14 protein-coding genes and 1 pseudogene are annotated in these 12,118 nt (G+C 43.3%); 6 read left to right on the plus strand and 9 right to left on the minus strand.

The genetic code is table 11. The annotated features are described in order from the left end of the window. Positions 1-34 precede the first annotated feature (34 nt). The 5 genes from RHM67_RS19610 (at position 35) to RHM67_RS19630 (ending at position 3,741) form a co-directional block, all read left to right on the plus strand. A complete protein-coding gene (locus RHM67_RS19610) occupies positions 35-634 on the plus strand; it encodes a tRNA-(ms[2]io[6]A)-hydroxylase (RefSeq protein WP_322229016.1) in 600 nt (199 codons plus the stop codon). 70 nt (positions 635-704) lie between these two features. After that, the gene (locus tag RHM67_RS19615; RefSeq protein WP_322229017.1) at positions 705-1,874 is read left to right on the plus strand and encodes a histidine kinase; all 1,170 of its coding nucleotides are present in this window, start codon (positions 705-707) and stop codon (positions 1,872-1,874) included. A 3-nt stretch (positions 1,875-1,877) separates the two neighbouring features. Continuing rightward, positions 1,878-2,579 carry a LytTR family DNA-binding domain-containing protein gene (locus RHM67_RS19620; protein ID WP_322229018.1) on the plus strand — a complete coding sequence of 234 codons (702 nt, stop codon included), beginning with the start codon at positions 1,878-1,880 and terminating at the stop codon, positions 2,577-2,579. Between the two features lie 113 nt (positions 2,580-2,692). Further along, entirely contained in the window at positions 2,693-3,217 is a 525-nt protein-coding gene (locus RHM67_RS19625; RefSeq protein WP_322229019.1) for a hypothetical protein, read from the plus strand. Between the two features lie 146 nt (positions 3,218-3,363). Next, the gene (locus RHM67_RS19630; RefSeq protein ID WP_322229020.1) at positions 3,364-3,741 is read left to right on the plus strand and encodes a response regulator; all 378 of its coding nucleotides are present in this window, start codon (positions 3,364-3,366) and stop codon (positions 3,739-3,741) included. Positions 3,742-3,785: 44 nt separating this feature from the next. On the opposite strand, the gene RHM67_RS19635 is transcribed toward RHM67_RS19630, so the two are convergent. From RHM67_RS19635 to RHM67_RS19675, 9 genes and pseudogenes are all read right to left on the minus strand, one after another. Further along, complete coding sequence (locus RHM67_RS19635; RefSeq protein ID WP_322229021.1) at positions 3,786-5,390, minus strand: FAD-dependent monooxygenase; 1,605 nt, start codon at positions 5,388-5,390, stop codon at positions 3,786-3,788. A gap of 6 nt (positions 5,391-5,396) precedes the next feature. Continuing rightward, a complete protein-coding gene (locus RHM67_RS19640; protein ID WP_322229023.1) occupies positions 5,397-6,107 on the minus strand; it encodes an SAM-dependent methyltransferase in 711 nt (236 codons plus the stop codon). A 98-nt stretch (positions 6,108-6,205) separates the two neighbouring features. Further along, a complete protein-coding gene (locus tag RHM67_RS19645; RefSeq protein WP_322229025.1) occupies positions 6,206-7,462 on the minus strand; it encodes a pyridoxal phosphate-dependent aminotransferase in 1,257 nt (418 codons plus the stop codon). A gap of 181 nt (positions 7,463-7,643) precedes the next feature. Then, complete coding sequence (locus tag RHM67_RS19650) at positions 7,644-8,048, minus strand: fatty acid desaturase (RefSeq protein WP_322229026.1); 405 nt, start codon at positions 8,046-8,048, stop codon at positions 7,644-7,646. A gap of 20 nt (positions 8,049-8,068) precedes the next feature. After that, the gene (locus RHM67_RS19655) at positions 8,069-8,377 is read right to left on the minus strand and encodes a fatty acid desaturase (protein ID WP_322229028.1); all 309 of its coding nucleotides are present in this window, start codon (positions 8,375-8,377) and stop codon (positions 8,069-8,071) included. Positions 8,378-8,533: 156 nt separating this feature from the next. Next, positions 8,534-8,995: a PA2169 family four-helix-bundle protein gene (locus tag RHM67_RS19660; RefSeq protein WP_322229030.1), complete on the minus strand. Its 462-nt coding sequence runs from the start codon at positions 8,993-8,995 to the stop codon at positions 8,534-8,536. Between the two features lie 165 nt (positions 8,996-9,160). Then, on the minus strand, positions 9,161-9,859 hold the full coding sequence (locus RHM67_RS19665) for a hypothetical protein (RefSeq protein ID WP_322229031.1): 699 nt from the start codon (positions 9,857-9,859) through the stop codon (positions 9,161-9,163). A 208-nt stretch (positions 9,860-10,067) separates the two neighbouring features. Continuing rightward, positions 10,068-10,283 (minus strand): annotated as a pseudogene (locus RHM67_RS19670) (DUF892 family protein); the annotation flags it as partial. Between the two features lie 16 nt (positions 10,284-10,299). Further along, positions 10,300-11,073: a Ku protein gene (locus RHM67_RS19675; protein WP_322229032.1), complete on the minus strand. Its 774-nt coding sequence runs from the start codon at positions 11,071-11,073 to the stop codon at positions 10,300-10,302. A 295-nt stretch (positions 11,074-11,368) separates the two neighbouring features. Here RHM67_RS19675 and RHM67_RS19680 point away from each other — a divergent pair, with 295 nt between their 5' ends. Further along, entirely contained in the window at positions 11,369-11,977 is a 609-nt protein-coding gene (locus tag RHM67_RS19680) for a hypothetical protein (RefSeq protein WP_322229033.1), read from the plus strand. The last annotated feature ends 141 nt before the right edge of the window (positions 11,978-12,118 follow it).

A 12,118-nucleotide genomic window follows, 5' to 3' on the forward strand; every position in this document is an offset into this window, starting at 1 on the left:
CGCCTTTCCGCTCCAACAACCTATCTTTGCCTTTGTGAGCGAGAAAACCATCCTTAAACTTCAACTACCTACCGACCCGCTATGGGTGAAAAACGTGGTAGAAAGCAATATTGAAGAACTATTAACCGACCATGCCTATTGCGAGCAAAAGGCGGCCACCAATGCCATTACCCTCATTATCCAAAACCCTAACCTGAGCGATGTGGTGCAGGAAATGATAGCCCTTGCCCAGGAAGAAATGGAGCACTTTAAACTGGTGCACGAGATAATGCTGAAGCGCGGTTTTGTATTGGGTAAAGAACGCCGCGATAACTACGTGAACGAACTGCGCAAATTTATGATAGTGGGCGGTGGCCGCGAACAACAACTGATAGACAGGTTGCTACTATCGGCCATGATTGAGGCCCGCAGTTGCGAACGCTTTAAGGTACTGTCAGAAAATATTAATGACAAAGAGCTTTCCGTATTTTACCACGAGCTGATGATAAGCGAGGCTACCCACTACGCCATGTTTTTAAGGCTTGCCCGCAAACACGCGGTAACAGTTGACGTTGATGCCCGCTGGACGGAGTTTTTGGCCTTCGAGGCGCAGGTGATCCAAAATTACGGCAAGGGCGAAACCATACACGGGTAATTCATCCACACAAAACACTCGCTTACCGATACATTGCGTAAATACAACTTAAATAGTACTTGCTTTGAAAATGTTACGTTTAAAAACCTTTTCGGTAATTATACATATTGCCTGCTGGCTGCTTTTTATGGCCTTCCCTTTGTTGTTTATCAACGGGCGCGATGGCAACACTTCCATGCTTACCATAATTGCATCGCCGCATTATTGGGCGTTCTGCGCTACGTATATTGTCCTTTTTTATGTAAACGCCTATATCCTTTTTCCGAAATTTTTCCTGAAAAAGAAATATATCGGCTACGCCATCATTTGCCTATGTCTGCTAAGCGCTATTTACTTTTTAAAGCCGTATGAGAGGCTTTTGCGCGGTGCTGATACAAACAGATATAACGCAGCAATGCAACAGCAAGGCGGCCCACAATTTGGCCCCCCGCCAAACGTCAACAGGCAAGGCCCGCCACGTGATAGTGCCCGCCGCGGCAATTCACAATTTGCGCCGGGTGTCAATCAGCCTCCGCAGTTTGGACAGCCACGCTGGGGCAACCGGCGCAGGCATTTTGATAGCAGCAGCTTATTTTTATTCCTGATGATAATGGCGTTAAGCACAGCCATAAAAACCGTGCAGCAATGGCAGGTTACCGAGCAACGTGTGATAAGCGCCGAGGCCGAAAAAGCGAGTGCTGAGCTATCTTTCCTGAAAGCACAGATTAACCCACACTTCTTGTTTAATACACTGAATAACATTTATACGCTGGCCATAACCAATAACGAGAACACGGCCGAAAGCATCATGAAGCTATCTAACATTATGCGGTATGTTACCGACGACGTTACGCTTGATTATGTGACGCTGCAAAGTGAAGTAGATTGCATTGAAGACTACATAGCCCTTCAAGGTTTACGAATTGGCGGTAAAACCAATGTGAACTTTAATATCGATGGCACCATCGCCCAGCAAAAAATTGCGCCATTATTGTTGATGACCTTTGTAGAAAATGTGTTTAAATACGGCGTAAGCAAACAACACGAAAGCGTGATAGATATTAACCTATTGATAGCTGCCGATACCGTTACCTTTATGTGTACCAACCCTATATTTGAGCGTAAAGAGCATATTGAACGTACCGGCATCGGCATTACTAATACTAAACAACGCCTGCAGCACATTTACCCCGGCAAGCACACCCTAAACATTACCGACGATAACAACCAGTTTACCGTGGTATTAACTTTGCACACATAAATTATGGTTTTAAAATGTGTTGCCATTGATGACGAACCCCTTGCGCTTGAACTGATCAAAAATTACGTTTCGCGGTTTCCATCCCTACAGTTACTGCAAACCTTTGAAGATGCCGTATCTGGCGCGGAATACTTGCGCAATAATCCCGTAGACTTACTTTTTGTAGATATTAACATGCCCGATATTACGGGGATAGACCTGGTGCGTTCGCTCGAAAGCAAACCTATGGTAATATTTACCACCGCTTATAAGAACTTTGCTTTTGAAGGGTTCGAATTGGAGGCCATTGACTACCTGCTGAAACCAATAGACGTAAAACGCTTTGGCAAAGCCATTGAAAAAGCCGCTGATTATTTACGCTACAAAACAGCCACTACCGTACAGGGCGAAGACGAAAACCTATACGTATACTCGGAATACCGTATGGTTAAAATAGCCCTAAAGGATATAGAGTATATTGAAAGCATGGAGGATTACATCAAGATCCACCTGCAGTTTGATAAAACCGTGCTTACACTGATGCCGCTTAAAAAGGTGTTGGAAAAACTGCCCGAAGATAAATTTCAGCGCATCCACCGCAGCTATATTGTACCGGTGAGCAAAATCATCTCTATCCAAAACCGCAAGGTAAAATTGCCCGCTATTGAACTGCCCATCAGTGATAGTTATGCCAATTTTGCCCGCCGCTGGATGAAATTAAGATGAAAAAAATCGGATAGTCGACACATACCTGCCATTTACCGACACTCCCTTCCGTAGCCTGCCCCCCTGCCCTACATTTACATTAATTATAAAGCGTTCACCCCTTTTAATTTATCATGTCAAAGGCAATTATAAAACTCACTTACAAACAGGTTATCGACGCGGCATCGGGCACCGATTTTGAAAAGAATGTGCTGTTTGCATCCTACCAGGAATTTCTGCTAAAATCGCAGGTATACAACCCGGATAATCGTTTAAAAACGTTCAGCGAGATGAAGAATAACGACGGCCGCGCCAATTCGCTGCATTATAAGCTGAGCTTTGCCATTGGTTATTTTATTGAGATGCTAAAGAACAAGATCCCGGCGCTTAGCGACAACCTGGGCAACAGCATCACCTTTGAGGTACCCAAATTTGAACTGATAGAATCGGACACTACCACCATGGCAGCCCACAAAGTTGCCCTTAACTATATTACCGGCGACCTTACCCTCCTTAACACTTTTGGCGAATACATGGTATTAGGCACCTGCGATAGCGAGGAAACCTTCACTATTAAGCTACAGGATGGCCTGTCCATCAGCAGCTACCGGGAAACAACCGGCACGAAGCTAAACGGCCATAAGGTTTTGGCCAACTAATTTTCAAAAAGCATACACGTGATTTTTTCATAATAGGTTTGTTAAGTGCCCGCGGGTATGAGCGGGGTACTTATTTTATAATTTTCCTGATATATACCGGATAGATAGCTTATGGTGATACGTTGACGAAACTTAAAATAATTTTCATGGAAACTTTAGCATCACAAAAATCTATCCTGATACTGGATAAGGATAACCGCATTTTATCTGTCGTGGACGATATTATGCAACTGGGCAATTACGACATCCATATCACTTTCGATCCAAACGCGGTATTCGATAAGGCCAAAGCGCTTAAGCCCGACCTCGTGATATTGGATTACTTGTTACTGAATAACGAGTGCGCGGATATTTGCCGGGATTTTAAAGATGATGCCGAAATGCACGGCGTACCGTTGATTGTTGTTACTGCCTACAAAACAAAAAAGACCCGAGACGACGCTTATAACTGCGACGCCCTGTTTGTAAAACCTTTAGACATCAGCCTGTTTGCATCAAGCGTAAATTACATGATGGCGTCATAAAAATTCTGTGTTTAGCCCGCCTGTGTGAGTAGCAGTCGATTTTTTTATTTTTGGGCGATGAAGCCGACCACATTACGCAGGTAATTATTCATCATCCCGATATCTACCAGATCATTCATATACCCAATGTGCAAGTCCGGCCGAATGAGCAGGGCTTTGCGCATACCGGGCTTTACCTCAAAAGCTTCAAACACATGCCAGTTGGTATTTGACGGCGGCAGATGGAAAAAGTTGATGCTACCCTGGTAATACTGCGTTATCCATTTGGCAAGGGTGAACAGGTAATCTTCTTTAATCTCGCCAAGGGTAATCAACGTGAAACCAGGTTTGCTGCACCAAGCGTGGATATCGGTTTCGGTCTTTTTCTTCTCGTCGAAGATTTTGAGGTATGGCAGGCGGTCGCCGGCTTTTATTTTGGTATCACGGCTAAGCTGCAGGTTTATTTTACTGTCGCGGTAGCTAATGCCCGTTTGTGATACCCGGCGGAAAAAATATTCGCGCAGCTTCTCATTTTTCCAGAATAATTTGAGCACGTTAGGTACTACATAACGCTTCAACAAACCATTAAACCAGGTACGAGAGGTAATGATATTGAAAATCCTATCAGTACTGTTAAGCAGATCTTTAGCTACCGGCATGCGTTCGATAGCATAGCTGGTGAGTATAGCCTCCTTGATCTGTCCGTTTATTACAGCAGCCAGTTTCCAGCCCAGGTTATAGGCATCCTGCAAACCCGTATTCATCCCCTGGCCGCCAACCGGCGAATGAATATGCGCGGCATCACCAATTAAAAAGCAGCGGCCATCGCTAAACCTATCGGCCATGCGGTGATGCAGTTTGTATATGGTGAACCAGTTTACCTGTTCTATATCAATATCTATCTCCGTTGTCGCTTTCAGATTGGGTAGCACATCTTCAATGTTTAGATCTCCCTTATCTTCTAACCCATCAGGCAAACTGGCAACAATCCTGAACGACCGCTCCTCGGGCATTGGGAAAAATGCAGCGAAACCATTTTTGGCGAGGAACATATTCAGGATGTCATCCGGCATTTCGCTTGCCAACTTCACATCTGCCAGGAAAAATTTGTGCTGATAAGTATCGCCGTTAAACGGAATGGCTAACTGCTTACGCACCACGCTATGCGCGCCATCGGCACCTATAACATAATCGCAGGTTAGGGTATGCGTAGTATCACCGTTTTGCAGGGTGACTTCCACTCCTTCTTTATTTTGTTTTAGGCTGATGAGGGTAGTTTCCCAGTAAACGGGGCAGCATGCGGTGGTTAGATATTCTAAAAGGGTGCGCTCGTTTTTGCTTTGCTGATACAGGTGGATGAAAGGATACAGCGTTTGGGTATTTCCCAGATCCTTTAGCGTAATGGCTGCCAATTGTTCGCCAATCATGTTAAAGGCCATGCCGCCGGCCTGTTTGCCCCCGCTGATCACCTTATCTATAACACCTAACTGGCGATAGATCTCGAGCGAGCGGGCCTGCACCGCCAATGCTTTTGATTGGTTTGTCGGGCCTTGTTTAATATCGATAATGATCGGCTGCACGCCATTTCGCAGTAATTGGGCAGCCATCATCAGGCCCGAAGGCCCTGCGCCTACAATTAGTACATTGGTATGTTGCGGCAGGGTTATCATTTCATTTTAAGCATGGAATAATAAGAAGATGGCCGGGCGCTTACGCAGATCGGGCACTTGTTTTAACCACTCGCTTATAGGTAATGTTTTGATAAATTCTGTTGGGGCGGTAATATCGCAGGCAATACAAAGGCGGGTTGTTGGCTTGCAGCTTTTTAAAACTTCCTGCAGCATGCTATCGTTACGGAACGGTGTTTCGATAAACATTTGTGTTTGGTTGCTCTTCTCTGCAAGGGCTTCCAGTTCTTTGATACGTTTGCTGCGCTCTATCTTATCTATAGGCAGGTAACCATTAAACGTAAAGCTTTGTCCGTTAAATCCGGACGCCATTAGCGCAAGCAGAATAGAGCTCGGGCCAACCAAGGGAACAACCTTGATGCCTTTTTTATGCGCCTCGGCTACAATGTCAGCACCGGGGTCGGCAATACCGGGGCAACCCGCTTCGCTCATTAGGCCAACATCGTTACCGGCTATCAGCCCTTTAAAAAACTCTTTAAGGCCTGCATCGCGGTTGTGTTTGCCATAATCGTGGATCACCAGTTCGCTTTGCGGAGTTTTTAAACCAGCCAGCTTTAAAAAGCGACGGGCGGTTTTCTCGTTCTCTACAATATATTCTTTTACGCTGTTAATGGTATCAACCAAGTAGGGCGTAAATGATTGGGCCGCGGCCTCGTCTGCAAGTGGTACAGGTATTAAAAAGAGGGTTCCGTGAGCCATGTGTTTTTTATTTTAAGTTATGCCCCACCCAACCCTCCCCGGAAGGGAGGGCTTTCCAAGTCTCCCCAACCGGGGGAGATTTGGAGGAGGCGGTTTAATTATTTTAATTTCGCAAGCGCTTCGCGGATGCGTGGAATCATTTGCTGGATATCTTCCAAAGTGCTTGCCCCAACAGATGCCCTGAACCAGGTTACATCATCGCCTGTACCAAAGGCCGAGAATGGCACAAAGGCCACTTTAGCTTCCTTAATAAGGTAAAAGTTTACATCGGTACTGTTATTTAGCACCTGTCCCTCCGGGGTGGTTTTGCCGGTATAATCAACCTTAATGGTCAAGTAAATGGCACCCATGGGCTCGATAGAATCAACAGAAAAACCATCGGCCTTTAATGCCTGGAAACCCTCGTGCAGGGTAGTTAAACTGGCCTGGATGCCGCTTTTCAGTTTATCAAGGTAGGTATCAACGTAAGTTTCGTTCTCCAAATATTCGGCCATGGCAACCTGCTCTGCCTTTGGCGACCATGCACCCATGTGGCCAACAATGGCTTTCATGTTGCTGATAATTTCGGTTGGGCCGAAGCCCCAGCCTACACGTACACCTGTGGCTGCAAAACATTTAGAGCCACCATCGATAAACACGGTGTAATCTTTCAGTTCCGGGCGCAGGGTTACCGGGTCGTAGTGTTTGTATTCGCCAAAGGTTAATTGCGAATAGATCTGATCGTACAGCAAGTACAATGGTTTCTCATCTGCACTGCGGCTTTTATTTTCGGCAATTACCAGGTCGCAAATTTGCTCCAGGTCTTTTTTACCAAACATGGTACCTGTCGGGTTTAGCGGCGAGCATAATGCCAGCATTGTCGCGCCTTTTAAATGAGGTGCAATTTCATCTGCCGTAGGCATAAAATTATTCTCAGGGCGGGTTTCTACCAAAATCGCTTCGGCACAGGTAAGGTCACAATAGTGGTTATTGTTCCATGATGGTGTAGGGAAAACCACCTTATCTCCCGGATCAACCAGAGCTAAATAGGCAGAATATATCAACGGGCGTGAACCACCCGAGATCAATATCTGGTTAGCGGCGTACTCCAAACCCATCCTATTCTTCAGGAATGCCGATACACTTTCGCGCAGGCTAAGCATACCATCGGCAGGTGGGTAGTTGGTTTGGTTATGGTTATAAGCATCAATAATACCGTCCTTAAGTTCGGTTGGGATAGGGTAAATATTAGAATCGAAATCGCCAATGGTTAGGTTGGCAATGTTTTGTCCCTGCTTTTTTAACTCGTTAATTTCACCCGCTATCTTGATGATCTCCGATCCGCTTAAATTTTGCGCTAATACTGATACTTTCATTTGTAGAATTTTACTGAAGGCAAAGATAGCAAAGCCCCCTCTAAATCTCCCCCGAAAGGGGAGACTTTATTATATTATTTGAGATTTATTCCCCTTTCTTTCGGCGAGGGACGTGGAGAGGCGAAACAGAAAAGGCGAAAAGTTTATAACCTTTCGCCTTTTACTTTTAAGCTTTGCGCTTTTATAAATACGCTTTTCTCAACCTGATTATCCTTGCCCAATGCATCAGTTTCATGATGGGGTAAACAGGGTCAATTTCGAACCATTTTGCACCAAAATTGGCGCTATTAGGGCGCTTGTGATGATTGTTCTGAAACAATTCGCCAAGCATCAGAAAATCGAACGGAGTTGTATTTTTTGATTTATCGTTGTTATCGAAATTTGAGTAACCATACTTGTGGCCGCACCAGTTTACAATAGCGCCATGCAGCGGGCCCATTATAAGGTGTATAGGGATCAGTAAAAACATCCACCAATGTGTAGCAAATGCTACATAAAAAGCAATGTATAATAACCCAAATATGATACGTGATACGATAGATGAACCTACGTAATCAAGAAACTTCCACTCAGGGTAGTTGCCCATAAAACGTTCTTCGGGTTCTTTTAACTTTTTTCGTGTTTGCGGTAGCTCACAGCCGTGTAATACATCATCTGGAACACATCTGTAAAGAAGTGTGGAGAGTGCGGGTCCTTCTCTGTATCGCTGTACGCATGATGCTCGCGGTGCATAATTGCATATGCACGCGGGTTTAGGTATGACGAACCCTGGAAAACGTAAGTCATAACGTAAAACGTACGTTCAAAAAACTTATTGGTAGTAAACATTTTATGAGAGGCGTATCTGTGCAGAAAAAATGTTTGAAAGAACAACGACAGAAACCAGTGCCCAAGAAAGAAAATTAATATAATCACAAAATTAGCTTTAACGTGGATGTATTATTTATAATGATTACAAATATACGATTAAAACCTTATTTGGGATTTAAAATTAGTGTTAACAAATCCATTTTATGACAAAAGCCGCCCGCTGGTTAGCGGGCGGCTTTAAAAAAAAGAATTTATTTAGGCTTATACCTGGCTATCTCTTAAAGCTTTGATACGATCATGGCCTTCGTTAATAGCTTGTTGCTGCTGTGCAACAACGTTAGCAAATTGTGGCGCTAAACCATTATCTTCAGATAATGCGTCGCGGTATGCTTTTTTGATGGCATCCTCGCCGCGTTCGCATTCTTCTAAAATGCTTTTACGGTCGTGGCCACTAAATGTAGCTTTAATATCTATCCAAGCGCGGTGAATGGTACCGCTTGCAGTGTTACCTGTTTCAACCTCGCCACCTGCCTGGCCTACTGCCTGGCTTAGTTCCTGTACATTTTTGCGACTATCACTTGCAAACTGGTCAAATACGGCCTTAAGGTCTACGTCTGCTTCGCCTAAATTTTTTGATGCGCGGTCAAAACCGTCAATACGGTCATTATTAATTTCTATTAAGTCGTTTAATACTTCTACTGATTTTTCTGATGTAGTTTCCATGATAGTTATTATATTTTGTTTGGTACTACCAATACAACCACCATGCCACGGTTAATTTGTAATTAAAAAAATTATCAAAAAAATTATAACCAAGGGTTTATAACTTTCTAATAATAAACGGCTCCCCAAATTCTCGGAAGCCGTTTATATTATTATGCGTATTTGTTACTTAATAGTGTAATTGGACAAATAAGTAGAGCTCTTAAAGCCAAACAATTCGGCATCGGTTTGGATCAATCCAACTCCCTTAGCCAGGTAGTAATCATAAGCACCATAATCCCGAAACCCGTCACCCAAGCCAAAATCGTATTGCACAGTCATGTGGGTATGTATCACGTTTTGGTAGGTTTTATCAAGCACCGTTTTGGTAATTCCCGATTCGATGATTTTGCTTACTGTACGGCCGGGAACCCCATTTACTAAACCATCCGGCGACATTTTTGCCGTCCACTTGTCGCCAACTTTAAGGTTATCATCCAACAGAAAAAACTCGACGGTAACTTTTTCCTGCACGGTGGTAGCCATTATCTTATACTTTTTATCTTTTACATAATAGTATTGCAGGGTGTTCTCTTTGCCCTTGGTAGCACTTCTAACTTCGTAATAATTTTGGCCATTAATAGGTGTTATCGCGCCCGAGATATGAGCCTCCGTGCTTTCTACAGTACCGGTTAGTTTGCTTTGATACGTCCAAGAGCTACCTGTTGAAGTTGGCAAATAACTATCGTTAGCGTTGGTATTGGTGCCGGGGGTATTGGTTAAGGTTCCTGAAGCGGTGTATCCTGTATAGTCAACAGCATCTTTTTTACAAGAGCCGAAGCACAAGACAATAACCGGGAGGAGAATAGGTAAATATTTTTTCAAACTTTATAAGTTAGTAGTTAATAGTATTGCTAAAGATAACTAAATCAAGCCACCCCGCAAATTCGAAATATGACTAATGTATTTGATCTTAGTCTAATATAAACTGAAAAGAGACCGCCCTTTCGGGCAGCTTCTTTTCAGTTTAGCCTAACACACCTGCAAAGGTTTTAAGCGTGCCGTATGAAGCAATTTTGTAATGTTCAACCTTTTAGCAGGCTGATATGATACCTGCATCACGTGTGATGCTTCCGTCTTCGGTACTTTCAACAATTTCTTCAGATTCCTTAATAAGGCCGGCCATAGCTTCACATTTTTTTGCTACAGCTTTTTCACCTATTGACTCAAATACCGAATCTAATCGGATAATTTGATTTTCGGTTTGCTTGATGTGTAATTCAATCGCGTTACGCAGTTCATCTGATGTTGCTGCTTGAAAAAAACTATGAACCTTTCTTAGTTTTTAGGCTGCTCATCAGTTGCTCGTATAAGTCATCGCTTTTGGTTACACGTGGTTTAAGCTTTTTGATGGTAGGTCGTTTACCTTTTGCTTTAGCCTTGATGATATTGAGCAACTCATCATTATACTCATCCTTAAACTTAGATACATCAAAATCTTCCGCGTACTGATTTATCAAAGTGAGGCCCACATCCAGTTCCTTTTTGCTTACAGTAACGTCATCAGCTATATTCAAATCCTCGGTACTGCGGATCTCCTGCCCAAAACGGATGCGGGTTATCACCAATACATTATCTACAGGGTGCACAATACAAAGGCTTTCGGTGCTGCGTAATACAAAACGAGCCAGCCCCGCCTTGCCGGATTTTTTTAGTGCCTGGAGTAATAGCGCATAAGCCTTATTGTTTTTGGTATCCGGCTCAGTATAATATGATGTTTCATAGAACATGGGATTAACGTCGGCAATGTCAACAAAGCTTTCTATCTCTACCACCTTACTTTTCTCAGGCGCGGCAGCTTCAAAGTCGGCTTCTTCTACTATCACGTAGTCGTCGTCATTTATTTTATAGCCTTTTATAATTTTATCGTAAGGCACCTCTTTGTTAGTTTTCTCGTTAACACGATGGTATCGGATGCGCTCGTGGTCGCGGGCATCCAGCATATCCAGGTCGATACTGCTGGTTTGCACTGCCGAATATAATTTAACCGGGATGCTTACCAACCCAAACCCTAAAGTACCTTTCCAGATGGACCTCATAACCTTATGATTTAATGCTACTTGGTATAACTAATAAAAGAGCCTACAGTTTTTGAAATGAATTGTGGCACTACAATTAAATATTATTTCAAGCGCTCCTGATCTTAAAAATATGCATCGGCATTTATAGAAACAAAGAATGCAAGCCAATTAAAATGTTAAACCGGCAATACATGCTTCGACTTGTAAATATGACATGCGTATTAGTACGCATTTTAATATACCACTACAAGGAGATTTCCGTAAAGCGCTGATAATATAAACTTTACAACCACAAACTAAACACTAAAATATTATGAAAAAGTTATTACTAAGCGCAGTATTCGCATTAACATTATGCTTTGCTGCAAAAGCACAAGATAAAACTGTAGCCGAAAACCCGGCAAAAATTAAAGACACCAAAGTTTTAACTATCGACGAACTGAAAGCACAGCGTGCCGAGCTGGTTGCAATGCTAAAATCGGAAGATTTCCAAAAAACTTTGGCAAAAACAGATAATCTAAAAGCACTAAAAGAAAATGGGATTGCAGGTGTTGACGCTTTAGCTAACCTGGTTACCACCATGATGACCCAGTTAAAAGAGAACCGCGCTATGTTGCCCCAAATGTACGCAAGCGTAACCGGCCAAACACTTGATGGCCTGCCGGCTACCGAAGTAAAACCTTTAACGCCGGATCAAATGTTAGGCTTTTCTAAACTTTGCCTTACAATGGGTTCGAGCATGTTAAAAGCATCAAAAGACCCGATCACCCTGCCGGGCGAAATTAAAAGCGCCGGTTTAATGAAAGGCATCAAAGGCTTAAGATCATCCATGTACATCAAAAGCAACATTGGCGCCAACAGGCAAGGGATCACCTTTAATTCAAAATTGATTAACAACCTGGTACAAACAAACTGGCTGTAGCCGCAAACACAACTAAATAAAGGCTTCTTTTATTTAGTTTTAAAGAGGGTGCTGCACGGGGGGTGCGGCCACTCTTTTTGTTTTATAAGTAGACAAAATCTGCTTCCTGTTGAAAATGAACACCTAATGTGGATGATTTTC

The organism is Mucilaginibacter sp. 5C4, assembly GCF_034345625.1.
GTDB lineage: Bacteria > Bacteroidota > Bacteroidia > Sphingobacteriales > Sphingobacteriaceae > Mucilaginibacter > Mucilaginibacter aurantiaciroseus.